The organism is Streptomyces sp. NPDC007808, assembly GCF_042868655.1.
In the GTDB taxonomy this organism is placed as follows: Bacteria; Actinomycetota; Actinomycetes; order Streptomycetales; family Streptomycetaceae; genus Streptomyces.
Genome location: NZ_JBIAEQ010000002.1, coordinates 1,128,943 through 1,146,249 on the forward strand (window position 1 = coordinate 1,128,943; position 17,307 = coordinate 1,146,249).

A 17,307-nucleotide genomic window follows, 5' to 3' on the forward strand; every position below is an offset into this window, starting at 1 on the left:
GTGCGTCGTGGCTCGTCGCGCAGTTCCCCGCGCCCCTCAGGGCGTGATCGTGCCCTCGCCGCGCAGGCGGAGCTCGGCGCCGCGCGACGCCGGCGCGCAGCGCCGTGGGTGGGTGCCGGTGCGTCGTGGCTGGTCGCGCAGTTCCCCGCGCCCCTGGGGGCGTGAGCGGGCCCTCGCCTGGGCAAGCACCCAGCACGCGTGTCACCGACGTCCCGGGACAGCCCACCTAGGGCGTTGCCGCCGGGCGCCTCAGGAGGGCCCTGATCGGGTGCCAGAGTTCCTGGGCCAGCTCCGGGCCGGGGACCGTGCCGACACCGTTGTCGGGGGCCGTGCGCCATATCAGGCCGTCGGGGTGATGCAGGACCGCCGTGATCTCGTCCGGGGTCGGCGGGGCGGCGTTGCCGCGCAGGTAGACGGCGCGCATACCCAGGTTGCGGAGCCTGGTCAGGGCTCGGGCGCGGTTCTGGGCGTGGACGAGGACACGGACGCAGCCCGTGCCGTGGGCGGTGGGTCTGGGCAGGTTCAGCGCCACCACCACGCTGCCGGTCGGCAGCTTGCAGAAACCTCCTGCGGCCATGCGGTCACACCCCCGTGCGATTCGGTGTCGAGGTCAGGGTCGGGGCCGGCGTCGGAGCCGGTGTCAATAACGGAAGCACAGGGTGCACCTAAACACGATCGGCGGCGACCCCGCCAGGGGGTCACCGCCGATCATGCTTTGACCTGCGAAAACGCTGTTTACTTCACCGCAGGGGCGACTTCGAGCTCGATCGTCGAGCCGTCCTTCGCCTCCTTGAGGATCTTGATCTTGGTGTTGGTGTCAGTGATCTTGACGCCCGCGGCCGGGTTCGTCGCGTCGTAGTACGTGCTGGTGTGGTCGTTGAAGACCGGCACCCCGGGACTCGACGGGATCTTGGTCGCGACGTCCGCGTTGTGCAGCCACATGCCGTCCGTGCGGAACTTGCTGAACGGCGAGTCGTAGGACTGGATGCGGTTGCGCATCAGGGTCCCGTCGGACCACTTCATCGCGGTCGGGTGGGAGTCGATCGGCAGGACCAGGCCGGTACCGGGGTGCTGGCTGGTGTTGTTGTCCTGCTGGGAGGTGTCCCACTTCCAGATCAACAGGCCGTTCTGGTACGCGTAGTGCTCCACCCAGTCCGGAAGGGACTTCGAGAAGCCGAAGTTGTACGGGCCCGTCTTCAGGGTCTTGTCGTACGACACGTACTGACGGTTCTCGGCGATGTAGTACTGCGCGTAGTCGTCCGTGATGGACGCGCCGATGCGGGCGAAGCCCTTCTTCGTCCAAGCGGCGTCCGCGGTCTCGGCGTTGTCGGAGAACAGGGCCGTGCCGTCGGCGGTCACGGTGATCTCGTCGGCCGCGAAGCCCTTCTGGGCCACGCCGCCGTCCGTCTGGTAGCGGAAGCGCAGGTCGATCTTCTTGCCGGCGTAGGCGTCGAGCGGGAAGACCAGCTTCTTGTGCGTCTGCGAGGAGCCGTCGAGCGCCGGCTTGCCGCTGGCGTCCTTGCCGAGGGCCACACCGTCCGCCGTACCGTCGAGGGCCGTCCAGTTGGCGCCGCCGTCGGTGGAAGCCTCGGTGTAGAGGTAGTCGTAGCCCGCCTCGATGTCCCACCAGCCGTCGAGGGTGAGCGAGGCGGCGGACTTGCCCGTGAGGTCGACGGAACGGGTCAGGGTGTTGGACAGGTTGTCGCCGCTGCCGCTCCACCACTGGTTCGCGCCCTGAGCCGGCTCCACGATCGGCGTGGTGACCTTCTTCTTGGGCAGCTCGACCACGAGGGCCTGCTTGTGCTTCGTGTTGTACTCGGCGACGCCGAGCTTGTGCCACGAGTGCGTGCCGGCCTTGGCCGTGTCGTACTTCAGCCAGCCCAGCTGCATCTTGTCCCAGCCGGTCATGTCGCCGGGCAGGTCACCGATCTCGTTCTTGCCCCTGCCGAGCCAGGAACCGGAGGACATCAGCGTCCAGAACCCCGTGGAGTTCTCGCCGCCCGCGGTGTCGTAGTGGTCCGGCAGACCGAGGTCGTGGCCGTACTCGTGGGCGTAGACACCGAGTCCGCCGTTCTCCGGCTGGACCGTGTAGTCGCCGACCCACACGCCGGTGTCGCCGATCTTCGCGCCGCCCAGCTTGTTGCCCTCGGGGCCGGTGGCACCCGCGTCGGTGCCGAACGCGTACCAGCGGTGGGCCCAGATCGCGTCCTCGCCCTGCGCACCGCCGCCCGCGGACTCGTCCTCACCGGCGTGCACGATCTGGAAGTGGTCGATGTAGCCGTCGGACTCGTTGAAGTCGCCGTCGCCGTCGAAGTCGTAGCGGTCCCACTGGTCGAACTGCTTGACGTCCGCCTTGATCTCGGCGTCGGTCTTCCCAGCCGCCTTCTGCTGGGAGACCCACGCGTTCAGTCCGTCGCTGACGACGTTCCAGACGCTGGAGCAGTTGGTCTGGCCGCAGGCGTTGTTGCCGTAGCGGGCCTCGTTGTAGGGGACCTTGACCCAGTCGGAGACCTCGCCCTCGACCGAGTAGCGGCCGGAGGACTGCTTCTCGTAGTACTTCTTGACCGACTCGGTCTTCTTGCCGGTGCCGAAGTACAGGTCCTCGAAGTGCTTCTGGTTGTAGTCGGCCTTCCAGGCCGTGGAGTTGTCCTTCTTGCGGTCCGGCTTGGCTATCTGGTTGTGCAGCGGGCCGGGCGTGCCGCCGAACTCGCTGATCTTGTCGCCGAACTCGACCAGGATCGTGAAGATCTTGTCGGTCTTCTCGCGGCCCAGCTCGACGTACTTGCTGTCGCCCTTCTTGCTCTTGAGCTTGACGACCTGCGAGCCTTCGCGCTTGGTCACCTTCGCTTCGCCGGATATGACCTGGTTCAGGGCTTCTTCGCGCTGCGCCTCCTGAGTCTTGCTCAGGGGCCCTTCCAGGTCGTGGTCGACGTGATTGTGTTCCGCCGGGTCGTGCCGCTCCACGGGAGCCTTCGACGTTCCCTCGTCGGCCTGCGCCACCGCATAGGTCGAGAAGGTCGCCGCGGCCGTCGCGAGCGCGACGGTGGTAGCCGCCGCTCTGAACGTCCAGGGTCTGCTGGTCACTTGCTTCCTCCCCCGCGTGCGGGCGCGCGGAATGAAGGATCCTGGTCATGGAGGGTCCGCGCGCGCCGATCAACGCGTGTAGTCAAGTGACGACATTTGACTAGAGGTTAACGAGAAAAGACAGACCTTGACTTGGACAGGTCAATTGCACTATGCGGAGTCGGCGATTCATTTAGCGAACAACGATCTTCCACCAACGGGCGCGCGGCGCCGTCCACTTGGTGGACGCCATGACTCCGTGCGCCCCCCGTGCACCGGCACTGTTGGTCAGGTCACGCTTACTGAATGTTCCCCTCGGGCATGCACGCGGTTAGAGTCGGATGGCGGAACGCCCGGACGTCGGCGGAAAGCCAGGCCGAGACCCCCGTGCACCCCTGATTCCGAGGACACGATGATCATGCCTCGTCCGACTGCCGCACAGCTCGCCTACGGCTCGTGCACCGTGATCTTCTCGACGCTCGCCATGCTGCTGCTCTCCCAGACGAGTTCGGGCGCGGGGATCGCGGTCATCGCCGCCGCGGCGCTCCTGCTGGGACTGCTGGTCGCCATCACGGTGCCCATGCCCCAAAGGTCCCGTGTGGTGGCGGTGCGCAGGTCCGCCGCCGGCGCGGACCGGTCCGAACAGACCGAGGAGCCCGTGCTGACGCAGTCCTGACGGCCCGCGTCAGACGCTGACCACCACCGTCTTCGCCGCCTTGTCGTGCAGGCCCTGCTTGTAGGGCCGGTCGAAGAAGCTCCAGCCGCCCGCGATGGCGGTCCAGATACAGGCGCAGCAGAAGGCGAACGGGATCCACAGCACCGCCGCCCGGATCAGCGCGGTCTGCACGGACGGCGTGGCGCCGTTGTCGAGGTTGGCCACCCGCATGTTGAGCAGCCTCTTGCCGAGCGTCTGTCCCGACCGGACGGTCATGGCGGTGTCGTAGCCGATGAAGAGCACGGCGGCGACGAGTGACTGCACGAAGGACTTGCCGTATTCCACGTCGCCGGTGTCCACGTCGTACTCGGTGACGCCGAAGCCCCAGGTGAGCAGCCAGACGACGACGCCCACCAGAATCATGTCGATGATGCGCGCCAGCGTGCGCTTGCCGCTGTCGGCCAGGGGCGGCATCCCGGCGAGCGGGTCGGCGGGCCCGCCACCGCCGCCGTACGGGTCACCGCCCCCGTAGGGGCCGCCACCACCGTAGGGACCGCCGCCGTACGGTCCGCCGCCGGGCGGAGGCGGGGACTGGCCGCCGTACGGCGGTTGGTCGCCGTACGGCGTGTCCGAGCCGCCCGGCTGCGGCGGCTGCTTCCTGAACGGGTCGTCCTCCGGGGGCTGCCCGCCGGGGCCGGGAGGCGGTTCGCTGCTCATGGCCCGAGTCGACCGCGAACCCCGCGGCTTCGCATCCGGCGCGGGGCCGTCCGAGGTACGAGATCAACCGGGCCGTACGCCGTACGCGGTCATCCCGCGACGAACGTACGCGCCGCCTTGTCGTGCCAACACTGGTGCCACGGCCGGTCGAACAGGCACCACAGCACACCGACGACCCCGACCACCAGCAGGCCGGGGACGCTGTAGACGAGCCAGCGGCGCAGGGCGGCGCCGAACTGCGGGGGCTCGTGGGCCTCGATGTCCCGGACCTCCAGGCCGAGCAGCTTCTTGCCCAGCGTGCGGCCCCACTTGGCGGTGGGCAGCGCCTCGTAGAGGAGTCCGAACAGCAGCAGGACGGCGAGGACGATCCCCAGGTACACCGACGTGGTCCCGTCCAGCAGCCAGACGGTGACCGTCCGGCCGGAGAGCCTGGCCTCGTCGATCTTGCCGTTGACGTGGTCGATCGCCCTGGTGCCGAGCGGCACGGCGGCCACCGCGGTGACGGCGGCCAGCACCACGGTGTCCACCAGCCGCGCGGCCAGCCGCTTGCCGAGGTTCGCGGGGCGGGCGGCGGCCTGGCGCAGGGCGGCCGCCGCGAAGGGGTCCTCGCGCACGGGCTTCCACGGGGCGACCGGCTGGCCGTCGCCGGACGGGTCCGCGAGCCGGTGGACCTGCTGCGCCCAGGAGGACTGGCCACCGCCGGCACCGGAAGCCATGGGCGCGGCGGACCCGGCGGCCGCCGACTGGGGGCCGGCCTGCTGGGGGACGCTCGGGGAGGGCTGTTGCGGAGCGGCCGGGGCCGTCGGAGCGGCGGCGGCCTGAGCGCCCGCCTGGGCCTGTGCCTGGGCCCCCGCGGCGCGCTCGGCGGCGGCCTTGCCGGCGCCGAAGCCGGGGCCCTGCGGGGCACCGGTCGCCGACGAGCGGTGCGCGTCCGTATGTGCGGCGCCCGAACCGGCGGACGCGCCCGTGCTCCCGGCCTGCGCCCCGGCCGCCCCGCCCTGCTGCCCGGTGCGCGGGGACAGCGCGCGGATGGCCATGGTGCCTTCGGCGGGCGCGGGGCCGCCGGGGCCGGGGATGTTCGCGGCGGCCCGGCCCGGGGTGCCGGCGGCGGGTGCCTCACCGGACCCGGCCGTGGGTCTGCGCATCATGAACGTGTTTGCGGAGTCGACGTCGCCGGAGTCCGCCTCCGTCCGGGCGGACGGGGCGGCGCCCTGCTGGGCACGGCCGGCCGCCGCGCGCGGGTCCCTCGGGTCACCGCCCTGCTGGGCGCCCCAGGAGACGCGGTGGTCCTGGTCGCCGCCGAAACCGGCCTGGCGGGACGGGTCGGCGCCCCACGCGGACGCGGGCTCCGGGCGGTTGCCGTGCTGCGCCCCGTCCGGTGCGGGCTCCGCGGCCGGGTCCTCGTCGAAGAAGTGCGGGCCCGTCTCCTCGACCGAGGCTGCCGGGGCGGCCGTGGACGCGGGGCCGTCGGGGTGGGCGCCCGGCGGCGGGCTGAGCGTCTCGCCGTCGGTCGGTGCCGGACGGCTGGTGCCCGGCACCCAGGAGGCGCCGTTCCAGTACCGGACATATCCAGGAATGGACGGGTCCGGGTAATACCCTTCGCGGGGCCTGTCGTCACCGGGGGCCGGGGTTGGGGCGCTCATGTCCGTCGTCCGGTATCTGCTCGAGGGTCGGTTGAGGGCCTCCACATCTATCAGACCGGCGCAACATCCACCGCCAGTCCCGCGGGACCCACCCCTTTCCGGGCAACCTCGTACACGTACTTCACAACACGAAAAGAGCCCGGCGGAAGGCTCCGAAAAAGTCCGGCGAACCCGCGTAATGATCCGCCCCCCGCTTCCTCTCCACTCGTACGAGCCCGCTCCGAGGGCCGGCACACATCACGGGAGAGGACACCCACGCCATGCATCGCACCGTCATCGAGCGCGAACTGGAGCTGAAGCTCATCCTGTCGCCGGAGCGCAGCGTCGCCGTACCGGCCCGGCTGAGCTACCGCAGCGACGACCCGTACGCCGTCCACGTCACCTTCCACATCACCTCCGAGCACCCCGTGGACTGGACGTTCTCCCGTGACCTGCTCGTCGAGGGGGTGTTCCGGCCGTGCGGGCACGGGGACGTACGGGTGTGGCCGACGAGGACCGGGGGCCGCAGCGTCGTGCTGATGGCGCTGAGTTCGCCGGACGGGGACGCCCTGCTGGAGGCGCCGGCGGCCCAGGTGTCGGCCTGGTTGGAGCGGACGCTGCGGATGGTGCCGCCGGGAGCGGAGGGCGAGCAGTTGGGGATGGACGACGCGCTCGACCAGTTGCTCGCCCGGTGAGCCGTACCCGGCGCACGGGTCAGAACAGCTTGCCCGGGTTCAGGATGCCCAGCGGGTCGAAGACCTGCTTGATGCCCCGCTGCATCTCGATGCCGACCGGGCCGATCTCGCGCGCCAGCCACTCCTTCTTCAGCACGCCCACGCCGTGCTCGCCGGTGATCGTGCCGCCGAGTTCCAGGCCCAGGGCCATGATCTCGTCGAAGGACTCGCGGGCGCGCCGGGACTCGTCCGTGTCGCCCGCGTCGAAGCACACGGTCGGATGGGTGTTGCCGTCACCCGCGTGTGCGACGACCCCGATGGTGAGCTGGTGCTTCTCGGCGATCCGCTCGACACCCTCGATCAGGTCGCCGAGCCTGGAGCGCGGCACGCACACGTCGTCGATCATCGTCACGCCCCGCACCGCTTCGAGCGCCGTGAGGGACAACCGGCGTGCCTGGAGGAGGAGTTCGGACTCGGCCGCGTCGTCCGCGGGGACCACCTGGGTGGCGCCGGCCGCCTCGCACAGGGCGCCCACGGCGGCGAGGTCGGCGGCGGGGTCGGGGGTGTCGAAGGCGGCCAGCAGGAGGGCCTCGGTGGTCTCCGGCAGCCCCATGTGCGCCATGGCGTTGACCGCCTTGACCGTCGTACGGTCCATGAGTTCGAGCAGTGACGGGACGTGGCCGCCGGCCATGATCCGGCACACGGCGTCGCAGGCGGCGGCCGCGGAGGCGAACTCGGCGGCCAGCACCAGCTGCTGGGGCGGCTGCGGCTTCAGCGCCAGGACCGCCCGTACGACGATGCCGAGCGAGCCCTCGGAGCCGACGAAGAGACGGGTCATGTCGTATCCCGCGACACCCTTGGCCGTACGGCGGCCGGTGGACATCAGGCGTCCGTCGGCGAGGACGACGTCCAGGCCGAGGACGTACTCGGCCGTAACCCCGTACTTCACGCAGCACAGGCCCCCGGAGGCGGTGCCGATGTTGCCGCCGATGGTGCACATCTCCCAGCTGGAGGGGTCCGGCGGGTAGTACAGGCCGTGTTCGCCCACCGCCCGCGAGAGGGCGGCGTTGATGACGCCGGGCTCGACGACGGCGATACGGTCGACCGGGTTGATCTCCAGGATGCGGTCCATCCTGGTCAGGGACAGCACGATGCATCCGTCGGTGGCGTTGGCGGCGCCCGACAGGCCCGTGCGGGCGCCCTGCGGGACGACCGGGACGCGCAGTTCGGTGGCGGTGCGCATGACGTGCTGGACCTGTTCGACGGTGCGCGGCAGCACGACGGCGGCCGGGGCGCCGGCCGGGCAGAAGCTCGCCATGTCGTTGGCGTACGAGGCCGTGACGTCGGGGTCGGTGAGGACAGCCTCGGCGGGCAGACCGGCGAGCAGCCGCTCGGTGAGGTCACCGTGGGCCTGGTGGGGTGCGGCTTCGGTACGGCTCATGATCACAGCGTGGCACCCGGGGCCATCGGTGTGAACCCCGTGTACGCCGGACGCCGGGCGGCGGGGTGTGGTCGTCGTATTGACGCACAGTGAGCGCCATGGAGAAGAGCGCCATCGACGACGCCGTGGGGAGCGACGCCCCGGACAACGCGCAGGGCCCAGCGGGCCGCCGCCGACTCGTCCGGCGGCGGGTGCTGATCGCCTCGGCGGCGGGGTGTGCCGTGCTGGGCGGGCTGTCGGCGCTACTGCCGTGGGGGCCGGACGTGTCGCCGGCGCCCGCGCCGGCACCGGGGGCGCAGGCGCTGGCCGCGGTGACGACGGGGGTGCCGGCCGCGCTGCCCGACCTGGCGGTGCTGATCGAGGAGCGTGAGGCCCGGGTGCGCAGGCGCCCCGGGGACGCGGGATCGTGGGCGGTGCTGGGGGCGGCGTATGTGGAGCAGGGGCGGCGGACCGCGGAGCCGGGGTACTTCCCGAAGGCCGAGAAGGCGCTGCGGACCTCGCTGAAGGCGCGCGCGAGGAACGCCGAGGCGCTGGACGGCATGGCGGCCCTGGCCAACGCCCGGCGGGACTTCGGGGCGGCGCGGACCTGGGCCGAGGCGGCGCTGAAGACGGACCGCAAGCGGTGGACGACGTATCCGCTGCTGATCGACGCGTACACGGGGCTGGGCCGGTACAAGGCGGCCGAGCGGGCCCTGGACCGGCTGCTGAAGCTGCGCTCCGGCCCGGAGGTGCGGGCACGGGCGGCGGCCGTCTACTGGGACCGGGGCCGGCGGGAGGACGCGGCGGCGGCGCTGTCCGACGCGGCGGCGGCGGCCGACGCCCCGGCGCAGCGGGCGGCGTACCTGGAAGGGGCCGGTCGACTCGCCTTCGAACGCGGCGACTTCGACGTGGCCCTGCGGCACTTCCAGGAGGCGGTGCGGCTCGACCCCGACCAGAGGGCCGCGCTCGCCGGGCAGGGGCGGACGCTGGCGGCGATGGGCCGTACGACGGAGGCGCTGAACGCCTACCGGGTGGCTCTGGCCAAGCAGCCGTGCCCCGAGTACGCCATGGAGCTGGGCGAGTTGTACGAGTCGCTGGGGCTGGGGCAGGCGGCGCGGGTGCAGTACGACCTGCTGCGCGAGCGGGCGGCGCGGGCTACCGCCGGCGGGGTGGACGAGGAGCTGTTGCTGGGCCGCTTCGAGGCGGACCACGGCGACGCGGGGTCCGCGGTACGGCGGCTGCGGGCCGAGTGGCGGCGTCAGCCGGGGATCGCGGTGGCCGACGCGCTGGGCTGGGCGCTGCACCGGGCCGGGGAGCACAAGGAGGCGCTGAGGTTCGCCAGGGTGGCGACCGACCGGGCCCGTGGTGGCACGGTCCGCAGCGCGCTGTACGCGTATCACCGGGGGATGATCGAGCGGGAGCTGAAGCTGGCGGGGGCCGCGCGACGGCATCTGCAGGAAGCACTGCGGATCAATCCGGGCTTCTCGCCCACGCGGGCGCCGGCGGCCGAGGCGGCGTTGCGGGAGCTGGGGGAGCCGTCGGTGCGGGACGTGCCGGACTGGGACGCGGGGGACGCGAAGCGGGGGCGGCGGTAGTCGGGGGGCCGCCGGGGGCGTGTGGCGAGCGGGAAGTGCCCGGCCCGCCCCGGGTCGTGTCCGCAAAGTCCCGTCGTCCGCCCGCAGGGCAGGCGGGACTTGCGGACGCGAGCTAGGCGCGGGGCTTGCGGACGCGAGCTAGGCGCGGGGCTTGCAGTAGATCGAGAACCTGCGCTCCCCCACCTTCCCCGACCCGAGCCCCAGGCACAGTCGGCCGCCGGAGCCGTGACGGACGGCGAGGCCCTCCGGTTCGCGGTGGTCGAGGGAGTAGCCGGCCTCGGTGCGCTGCCGGTCGAGGAGTTCGCCGGTGCGGATGTCGAGGCAGGAGAGGTGGACGTTGCCGCGGCGGGCGGGCGGGTTGGTCCTGGCGTCGTACGCGGTGCCGGCCAGCTGGTAGACGTGGTCGCCGTGCAGGGCGTACCCCTGGAACGGGACCGTCGGGTCGGGATGCGCGCCGGTCTGCGGGAAGTCGGCGATCGGGGCGGAGTAGTCGCGGGCGACGAACGCGTCCAGGTCCCAGACCCGGTAGCGGGGTTCGCCGGCGACGCGGTGGCGCACGGCGATGCGGCGCGAGGCCGTGCAGACCGACGGCTGGTTGGAGGTGGAGCCCGGGACCGGGTGGCGGACCTTGACGTCGTCGCGGGTGCGGACGGCGCCGGCGGAGAAGCGGAAGCGGGTGACGCCCCTGCCGTAGCCGTCCTCGGCGTCGGCCTCGGTCCAGATCCACACGGTGCCGTCGGACGCGTGCTGCACGCCCATGCTGACGCCGTGTCCGAAGCCCCGCAGGTACATGTGGCCCAGCCGCTTGCCCCGGTAGTCGAGCCGGTTGAGGCACAGGTCGCCGGACGGGCCGCCGCCGGGGCGGAGCTGAAGGACGTACAGGTGCTTGTGGACCTCGTCGAAGGCGAACGACTGAAGCAGCGTGGGCTCCTTCAGCGTGCCCTTCTTCCACAGCCAGCGCTCGGCCGGTGCGGTCAGGTCGAAGCGGTAGGTCACTCCTGCCCTCCCCCGCTCGTGCGGGGCGCCCCCGTGGCGCCCCGCACGACAGGAGATACCCGGCCGACGCGTGTTGGTTGCGCTTTCTACGAATTCACAGGATGCGCAGTGGCCTCAGGAGTCGCAGGGGCCTCGCCGTGCCCCCGGGCCACTCAGAGGTTGCCGCGCTTGGCCTGCTCGCGCTCGATCGCCTCGAAGAGCGCCTTGAAGTTGCCCTTGCCGAAGCCCATCGAGCCGTGCCGCTCGATGAGTTCGAAGAAGACGGTCGGACGGTCCTGGACCGGCTTGGTGAAGATCTGCAGCAGGTAGCCGTCCTCGTCGCGGTCGGCGAGGATCTTCAGCTCGCGCAGGGTCTCGACGGGGACGCGGGTGTCGCCGACCCACTCACCGAGGGTGTCGTAGTACGAGTCCGGGGTGTCGAGGAACTGCACGCCGGCCGCGCGCATGGTGCGGACCGTCGCCACGATGTCGTTGGTGTTCAGCGCGATGTGCTGGACGCCTGCGCCGCCGTAGAACTCCAGGTACTCGTCGATCTGGGACTTCTTCTTGGCGATGGCGGGCTCGTTGATCGGGAACTTGACCTTGAGCGTGCCGTCGGCCACCACCTTCGACATCAGCGCGCTGTACTCGGTCGCGATGTCGTCGCCCACGAACTCCTTCATGTTCGTGAAGCCCATGACCTTGTTGTAGAAGCCGACCCATTCGTTCATACGGCCGAGCTCGACGTTGCCGACGCAGTGGTCGATGGCCTGGAAGGTGCGCTGGGCGGGGGGTTCGACCATCGGCGCGGCGGCGGTGTAGCCGGGCAGGTAGGGGCCGTCGTAGCCGGTGCGCTCGACGAGGGTGTGGCGGGTCTCGCCGTAGGTGGCGATGGCGGCCAGGACGACGGTGCCGTGCTCGTCCTTCAGCTCGTAGGGCTCGGCCACCGAGCGGGCGCCGTGTTCGAGGGCGTAGGCGTACGCGGCGCGCGCGTCCGGGACCTCGATGGCGAGGTCGATGACGCCGTCGCCGTGCTCGGCCACGTGCTGGGCGAGGAAGTGGCCCCAGGGGGTGGCGGGCTTGATGACCGAGGTGAGGACGAAGCGGGCGGAGCCGTTCTCCAGCACATAGCTCGCGGTCTCGCGGCTGCCGTTCTCCGGTCCGGAGTAGGCCACGAGACGCATGCCGAAGGCGGTCGAGTAGTAGTGCGCCGCCTGCTTGGCGTTGCCCACGGCGAAGACGACCGCGTCCATTCCCTTGACCGGGAAGGGGTCGGCCTGCCGGGCGGTGTCGGGAGTGTGGTGTGTGGTCTGCGTCATAGGCGCAGCCTCACTCCGGTGGGGCAAGGTGCGCAATAGTTCGCTCATTCATTGGGCAACATGACCAGTGCAGTTCTCGTTTCTGCGGGCCTTCTGTACAGGATGACCACTCCGAGCGAAGAGACAGGGCAGGCTGCTGTGGCGATCGATCATCTGGACGGGCGGATCATCGTGCTGCTGGCGCGGGAGCCGCGGATCGGAGTGCTGGAGATGTCCCGGCGGCTGGGCGTGGCCCGCGGGACGGTACAGGCGCGGCTGGACCGGCTTCAGTCGAACGGAGTCATCCGCGGATTCGGTCCCGAGGTGGATCCGGCGGCCCTCGGCTATCCGGTCACCGCCTTCGCCACGCTCCAGATCAGGCAGGGTCAAGGGGCCGACGTGCGGGCCCACTTGGCGACCGTGCCGGAGGTTCTGGAGCTGCTCACCACCACCGGGACCGGGGACATGCTGTGCCGGCTCGTGGCCCGCTCCAACGCCGATCTCCAGCGTGTGATCGACCGGGTCGTCGGTTTCGATGGGATCGTCCGGGCCTCCACCGCGATCGTGATGGAGAACCCCGTTCCGCTGCGGATCATCCCGTTGGTGGAGCAGGCGGCCGAGGACCGGGAGAGGACTTAGCCGACCTGGTGAGCGGGGTGAGCGGGTGAGCTTCTGGGAGTACCTGGGAGGCCGGCACCAGCAGTTGCTCACCGACGCCTACCAGCACGCGAGCGCCGTCTTCCAGTGCATGGTCGTGGCGACCGTGCTGGGCGTGCTGATCGGCGTCGCCACGTATCGGAGCGAGTGGGCGGGCAACCTCGCCACGCTGGCCACCTCGACCGTTCTGACCGTTCCGTCACTCGCCATGATCGGTCTGCTCGTACCGATCGTGGGGCTGGGCGTGGCGCCCACCGTGATCACGTTGACGCTGTACGGGCTGCTGCCGGTCGTGCGCAACGCGATCGTGGGGCTGCGCGGGGTCGACCCGTCGCTGGTGGACGCCGCCCGCGGCATCGGCATGTCACGCGCCGCGCGGCTGCTGCGGGTGGAGCTGCCGTTGGCCTGGCCGCCGATCCTGACCGGGATCCGGGTGGCGACGCAGATGCTGATGGGCATCGCGGCGATCGCGGCGTACGCCTCCGGCCCCGGCCTCGGCAATGTGATCTTCCGTGGCCTCGCCTCGCTGGGCAGCGCGAACGCGCTCAACCAGGTCCTCGCGGGCACGCTCGGGATCATCGTCCTGGCGCTGCTCTTCGACGCCGCGTACGTGCTGCTCGGACGGTTGACCGTGCCGAGGGGGATCCGTGTCTGAGACCGGCACACGAGGCGCCCGCCCCGACGGCCACCACGGCGCCGCCATCGAGTTGGAGAACCTGACCAAGCGCTACCCCGGCGGTCCGCAGCCGGCCGTGGACGACGTGAGCATGGAGATCAAGGCGGGCGAGGTCGTCGTCTTCGTCGGCCCCTCGGGCTGCGGCAAGTCCACCACGCTCAAGATGATCAACCGGCTGATCGAGCCGAGCGCCGGCCGCATCCGCATCGGCGGCGAGGACGTCACCGAGATCGACCCGGTGAAGCTGCGCCGCAAGGTCGGCTACGCCATCCAGTCCGCCGGTCTCTTCCCGCACATGACGGTCGCGCAGAACATCGCCCTCGTACCGAGGATGGTCGGCTGGCCGAAGGCCCGAATCAGCGCGCGGACCGAGGAACTGCTCGACCTCGTCGGACTCGACCCCGGCGAGTTCCACGGCCGCTACCCCCGTCAGCTCTCCGGTGGTCAGCAGCAACGCGTCGGCGTGGCGCGGGCGTTGGCGGCGGATCCCCCGGTGCTGCTGATGGACGAGCCGTTCGGGGCGGTCGACCCGATCACCCGTGAGCACCTCCAGGACGAGCTGATCAGGTTGCAGCACGAACTGCACAAGACGATCGTCTTCGTCACGCACGACTTCGACGAGGCGATCAAGCTCGGTGACCGTATCGCCGTGCTGCGCGAACGCTCGCACATCGCCCAGTTCGACACCCCGGAGGCCATCCTCACCAACCCGGCGGACGAGTTCGTGTCGGGTTTCGTGGGCGCGGGCGCCGCGCTGAAGCGGTTGAACCTGACGCGGGTGCGGGACGTGGCGATCACCGACTACCCGACGGCGACCGTCGACGACCCGCTCCAGCAGATCTTCGACCGGCTGCGGGCGAGCGGCACGAACGAGGTCCTGCTGCTCGACCGACGCGGCCGGCCCCACAAGTGGCTGCGACGCGGCGACATGATGCGGGCCAAGGGGTCGCTGGCACGGGCGGGTACGCCGGTGCACGACACGGTGACCAGGGACGCGACCCTGCGGGACGCCCTGGAGGCGGTGCTGACGGACAGCGCGGGCCGCGTGGCGGTGACCGGACGGCGCGGCGAGTACACCGGCGTCGTCGACATGGACACGCTGATGAACTCCGTCCATGAACTGCTGGAGGCGGACCGGTTGGAGGCACGGGAGGCGCAGCACGAACTTCAGGCCGCCCGCAGCGACCGCACGCACGCCGAGCAGGAGGACGACGGAGGGGAGAAGAGTACGTGAGTGCTCCCGAGGCCCCCGACCTGCCGCTGGAGGAGCCGGAGGAGCGGGCGGAGGCCGAGACCTCCGGGGCCGCCGTCGCGGTGCGGCCCCCCGCGCGCCGGGTGGGTCGGCGGAAGCTGACGTTCGTGCCCGCGTTCGTCGTCGTCCTGCTGCTGGTGACCTGGCTGTGGTTCCGGCAGGCCGACCTGGACCCGGTGTCCGAGAACGCGCTGTCCGACGGCCAGGTCTCCCAGGCCCTGTGGGAGCACATCGAACTCACGGCGATCTCCACCTTCTTCGTGCTGGTCATCGCGATCCCGCTGGGCATCCTGCTCACCCGGCGGGCCTTTCGGAAGGCGACCCCGGTGGCCATGGCGTTCGCCAACATGGGCCAGGCGACGCCGGCGATCGGACTGCTGGCCCTGCTGGTGATCTGGCTGGGCATCGGCCGCAGGGCCGCCCTGATCGGCATGATCGTCTACGCGGTGCTGCCCGTGCTGTCCAACACGATCGCCGGGCTCAGGGCGAACGACCCGACCCTGCTGGAGGCGGCACGCGGCATCGGCATGTCACCGACGGGGGTGCTGACGCGGGTGGAGCTGCCGCTGGCCGTGCCGCTGATCCTGGCCGGCGTACGGACGGCGCTGGTCCTCAACGTCGGCACGGCGACCCTGGCGGTGTTCGGCGGGGGTGGCGGCCTGGGCGTGCTGATCACGGCCGGCATCACCAACCAGCGCATGCCGGTGCTGGTGCTGGGCTCGGTCCTGACCGTCGCGCTCGCCCTGCTGGTGGACTGGCTGGCGTCGCTGGCCGAGGTGCTGCTGCGGCCACGGGGGCTGGAGACATGAGGCGGCGGCGCGGGGCCCTGCTCGCGGCGGGACTGCTGGCGCTGGCTCCCGGCTGCGGCCTGACCAGCGGCTCCCCGATGGCCGACGACGTGCGTCCCGGGACCATCGGGCGGGGCGAGCCGCTCAAGGGCGCGAGTCTGACGGTGACGTCGAAGTCCTTCACCGAGCAGCTCATCCTGGGCGCGATCATGGGCATCGCCTTCCAGGCGGCCGGTGCGGAGGTGCTCGACCGGACCGGCATCCAGGGCTCCATCGGCAGCCGTGAGGCGGTGGTCAAGGGCGAGGCGGACGCCGGGTACGAGTACACGGGCACGGCCTGGATCACGTACCTCGGTCACAGCGAACCCGTCGCGGACCCGCACGCGCAGTGGGAGGCGGTGCGCGAGGCGGACGCCGGTAACGGGGTGACCTGGCTGGAGCCGTCCGCGCTGAACAACACCTACGCCCTGGCGATGAACCAGGAGAACCACCGCGAGTACCGCACGAACACGCTGTCCGAGGTGGCCGCGCTGTCGAAGTCCGGCCCCGGCTCCGTGTCGCTGTGCGTGGAGGTCGAGTTCGCCAACCGGGCGGACGGTCTGCGGGGCATGGAGAAGGACTACGGGATGAGCGTCCCGCCCGGGAACGTCACGCAGATGGACACCGGGATCATCTACACCCAGACCGCGAAGGGCGCCTGTGTCTACGGCGAGGTCTTCACCACGGACGGGCGCATCAAGTCGATGAACCTGGTCGTGATGGACGACGACAAGAAGTTCTTCCCCAACTACAACGCCGCCCCGATGGTCAACACCGAGACCCTGCGAAAGTGGCCGGCCATCCCCCGGATCCTCGATCCGATCAGCAGGAGACTGAACAACTCCGTGGCCCGTGACCTGAACGCGAAGGTGGACGTGGAGGGGGAGGACCCGCATCAGGTGGCGCTGGAGTGGATGAAGGCGGAGGGGTTCGTGCGGTGACGCGCGCGAGCTCATCGCCGAGACGAACGGGCCGCACGAGTTACCCGAGCCGCACGATTTGCACGAGCCGCACGAGTTGCTTCAGCAGCCGGGAACCGGGCCCTTCCCCGACTCCAGCGCCTTCAGCGCGCCCACCGCGCCCTCCAGCGTGGTCACCGGGATCAGCCGGAGCCCCTTCGGCAGTTCTGCCTTCGCCTCGGAGCACTCCGCCTTCGGCACCAGGAAGACCGTCGCCCCGTCCCGCCTGGCCGCCTGCGTCTTCAGGGCCACGCCGCCGACCGCACCGACCTTCCCGGCCGCGTCGATCGTGCCCGTACCGGCGATCGTGCGGCCGCCGGTGAGGTCGCCGCCGGAGCCGTCGCCCTGGAGCTTGTCGATGATGCCCAGGGAGAACAGCAGACCGGCGCTGGGACCGCCCACGTCCGCGAGCTTCAGGGTGACCTTGATGTCCTTGTCGTTCAGATCCAGGTGGTTCAGTGCGGCCTCGGTCGCGGCGTCCTGGGACTCCTTCATCTGCTCGGTGTTGTACTGCTCGATCTCCTGCGTGCTGCGGCCGCTCGGATAGACCGAGTCGCGCGGCATGACCGCCTGGTCCGTGCGGAACCAGGCGTCGATCACGTCGCCGAGCGTGACATCCGTGTCCGGCGACGTGGCCGTGATGGTCGTCATGCGCAGCTGGCCGCTGGTGTCGCGGGTCGGCGCGCCGGAGATCGTGATCACCGGCTCGCCCTTGTCCTCGCCGAGCACGTTCGTCGTCTGGCCGGGCTGCGTCAGCGAGAACGGCAGCGGCGCGAAGGCCGCCGTGGCGAGCAGGGCCACGACCGGCAGGGCACAGACGGCGGCGGCCCTGGGGCGCGTGAGGCGAGAGAGCACGGGATCAATCTAACGTGACGGCGAGTTCCGGCCCGGTGCAGGTCGGAGCTGCCCAGGGTGCC

16 protein-coding genes are annotated in these 17,307 nt (G+C 71.0%); 8 read left to right on the forward strand and 8 right to left on the reverse strand.

What is annotated here, in order from left to right; all coding sequences use genetic code 11:
• Positions 1 to 226 precede the first annotated feature (226 nt).
• Positions 227 to 577, reverse strand: coding sequence for a hypothetical protein (locus ACFYNL_RS11435; RefSeq protein ID WP_388800262.1), 351 nt, complete (start codon positions 575 to 577; stop codon positions 227 to 229).
• A gap of 158 nt (positions 578 to 735) precedes the next feature.
• Complete coding sequence (locus ACFYNL_RS11440) at positions 736 to 3,084, reverse strand: immune inhibitor A domain-containing protein (RefSeq protein WP_388800265.1); 2,349 nt, start codon at positions 3,082 to 3,084, stop codon at positions 736 to 738.
• Positions 3,085 to 3,475: 391 nt separating this feature from the next.
• On the opposite strand from ACFYNL_RS11440, the gene ACFYNL_RS11445 reads away from it, so the two are divergent.
• The gene (locus tag ACFYNL_RS11445; protein ID WP_388800268.1) at positions 3,476 to 3,739 is read left to right on the forward strand and encodes a hypothetical protein; all 264 of its coding nucleotides are present in this window, start codon (positions 3,476 to 3,478) and stop codon (positions 3,737 to 3,739) included.
• A 9-nt stretch (positions 3,740 to 3,748) separates the two neighbouring features.
• On the opposite strand, the gene ACFYNL_RS11450 is transcribed toward ACFYNL_RS11445, so the two are convergent.
• Both ACFYNL_RS11450 and ACFYNL_RS11455 read right to left on the reverse strand, forming a co-directional pair.
• The gene (locus tag ACFYNL_RS11450) at positions 3,749 to 4,435 is read right to left on the reverse strand and encodes an RDD family protein (protein WP_388800271.1); all 687 of its coding nucleotides are present in this window, start codon (positions 4,433 to 4,435) and stop codon (positions 3,749 to 3,751) included.
• An 89-nt stretch (positions 4,436 to 4,524) separates the two neighbouring features.
• Positions 4,525 to 6,078: an RDD family protein gene (locus ACFYNL_RS11455; RefSeq protein ID WP_388800274.1), complete on the reverse strand. Its 1,554-nt coding sequence runs from the start codon at positions 6,076 to 6,078 to the stop codon at positions 4,525 to 4,527.
• Between the two features lie 260 nt (positions 6,079 to 6,338).
• Here ACFYNL_RS11455 and ACFYNL_RS11460 point away from each other — a divergent pair, with 260 nt between their 5' ends.
• Positions 6,339 to 6,752, forward strand: coding sequence for an SsgA family sporulation/cell division regulator (locus ACFYNL_RS11460; protein WP_388800277.1), 414 nt, complete (start codon positions 6,339 to 6,341; stop codon positions 6,750 to 6,752).
• A gap of 19 nt (positions 6,753 to 6,771) precedes the next feature.
• On the opposite strand, the gene ACFYNL_RS11465 is transcribed toward ACFYNL_RS11460, so the two are convergent.
• Positions 6,772 to 8,178 (reverse strand): FAD-binding oxidoreductase, encoded by a 1,407-nt coding sequence (locus tag ACFYNL_RS11465; protein ID WP_388800280.1) that lies wholly within the window; start codon positions 8,176 to 8,178, stop codon positions 6,772 to 6,774.
• A 92-nt stretch (positions 8,179 to 8,270) separates the two neighbouring features.
• Here ACFYNL_RS11465 and ACFYNL_RS11470 point away from each other — a divergent pair, with 92 nt between their 5' ends.
• Entirely contained in the window at positions 8,271 to 9,746 is a 1,476-nt protein-coding gene (locus tag ACFYNL_RS11470) for a tetratricopeptide repeat protein (RefSeq protein ID WP_388800283.1), read from the forward strand.
• Between the two features lie 138 nt (positions 9,747 to 9,884).
• On the opposite strand, the gene ACFYNL_RS11475 is transcribed toward ACFYNL_RS11470, so the two are convergent.
• Positions 9,885 to 10,742, reverse strand: coding sequence for a Teichoic acid biosynthesis protein C (Precursor) (locus tag ACFYNL_RS11475; RefSeq protein ID WP_388800286.1), 858 nt, complete (start codon positions 10,740 to 10,742; stop codon positions 9,885 to 9,887).
• 152 nt (positions 10,743 to 10,894) lie between these two features.
• Positions 10,895 to 12,040 carry a 4-hydroxyphenylpyruvate dioxygenase gene (gene hppD, locus ACFYNL_RS11480; protein WP_388800289.1) on the reverse strand — a complete coding sequence of 382 codons (1,146 nt, stop codon included), beginning with the start codon at positions 12,038 to 12,040 and terminating at the stop codon, positions 10,895 to 10,897.
• A 138-nt stretch (positions 12,041 to 12,178) separates the two neighbouring features.
• On the opposite strand from hppD, the gene ACFYNL_RS11485 reads away from it, so the two are divergent.
• The 5 genes from ACFYNL_RS11485 to ACFYNL_RS11505 are packed head-to-tail and all read left to right on the forward strand — an operon-like array spanning position 12,179 to position 16,372.
• A complete protein-coding gene (locus ACFYNL_RS11485) occupies positions 12,179 to 12,658 on the forward strand; it encodes an Lrp/AsnC family transcriptional regulator (protein ID WP_388800643.1) in 480 nt (159 codons plus the stop codon).
• 25 nt (positions 12,659 to 12,683) lie between these two features.
• Positions 12,684 to 13,331 carry an ABC transporter permease gene (locus tag ACFYNL_RS11490; RefSeq protein WP_388800292.1) on the forward strand — a complete coding sequence of 216 codons (648 nt, stop codon included), beginning with the start codon at positions 12,684 to 12,686 and terminating at the stop codon, positions 13,329 to 13,331.
• Complete coding sequence (locus tag ACFYNL_RS11495) at positions 13,324 to 14,586, forward strand: betaine/proline/choline family ABC transporter ATP-binding protein (RefSeq protein ID WP_388800295.1); 1,263 nt, start codon at positions 13,324 to 13,326, stop codon at positions 14,584 to 14,586. Before ACFYNL_RS11490 ends, ACFYNL_RS11495 begins: the two co-directional genes overlap by 8 nt.
• Complete coding sequence (locus tag ACFYNL_RS11500) at positions 14,583 to 15,413, forward strand: ABC transporter permease (protein ID WP_388800298.1); 831 nt, start codon at positions 14,583 to 14,585, stop codon at positions 15,411 to 15,413. The genes ACFYNL_RS11495 and ACFYNL_RS11500 overlap by 4 nt, the downstream gene beginning before the upstream one ends.
• Positions 15,410 to 16,372, forward strand: a complete 963-nt coding sequence (locus ACFYNL_RS11505; RefSeq protein ID WP_388800301.1) for a glycine betaine ABC transporter substrate-binding protein — start codon at positions 15,410 to 15,412, stop codon at positions 16,370 to 16,372. The genes ACFYNL_RS11500 and ACFYNL_RS11505 overlap by 4 nt, the downstream gene beginning before the upstream one ends.
• An 81-nt stretch (positions 16,373 to 16,453) precedes the next feature.
• Here the strand turns inward: ACFYNL_RS11505 and ACFYNL_RS11510 are convergent, their stop codons facing one another.
• On the reverse strand, positions 16,454 to 17,245 hold the full coding sequence (locus tag ACFYNL_RS11510; RefSeq protein WP_388800304.1) for a PDZ domain-containing protein: 792 nt from the start codon (positions 17,243 to 17,245) through the stop codon (positions 16,454 to 16,456).
• Between the last annotated feature and the right edge of the window lie 62 nt (positions 17,246 to 17,307).

What these genes read in the sequence shown, in the direction of transcription:
- ACFYNL_RS11435 (WP_388800262.1), bottom strand. Translation starts at nt 577, where the DNA reads ATGGCCGCAGGAGGTTTCTGCAAGCTGCCGACCGGCAGCGTGGTGGTG.
- ACFYNL_RS11445 (WP_388800268.1), top strand. Translation starts at nt 3,476, where the DNA reads ATGATCATGCCTCGTCCGACTGCCGCACAGCTCGCCTACGGCTCGTGC.
- ACFYNL_RS11450 (WP_388800271.1), bottom strand. Translation starts at nt 4,435, where the DNA reads ATGAGCAGCGAACCGCCTCCCGGCCCCGGCGGGCAGCCCCCGGAGGAC.
- ACFYNL_RS11455 (WP_388800274.1), bottom strand. Translation starts at nt 6,078, where the DNA reads ATGAGCGCCCCAACCCCGGCCCCCGGTGACGACAGGCCCCGCGAAGGG.
- ACFYNL_RS11460 (WP_388800277.1), top strand. Translation starts at nt 6,339, where the DNA reads ATGCATCGCACCGTCATCGAGCGCGAACTGGAGCTGAAGCTCATCCTG.
- ACFYNL_RS11470 (WP_388800283.1), top strand. Translation starts at nt 8,271, where the DNA reads ATGGAGAAGAGCGCCATCGACGACGCCGTGGGGAGCGACGCCCCGGAC.
- hppD (WP_388800289.1), bottom strand. Translation starts at nt 12,040, where the DNA reads ATGACGCAGACCACACACCACACTCCCGACACCGCCCGGCAGGCCGAC.
- ACFYNL_RS11505 (WP_388800301.1), top strand. Translation starts at nt 15,410, where the DNA reads ATGAGGCGGCGGCGCGGGGCCCTGCTCGCGGCGGGACTGCTGGCGCTG.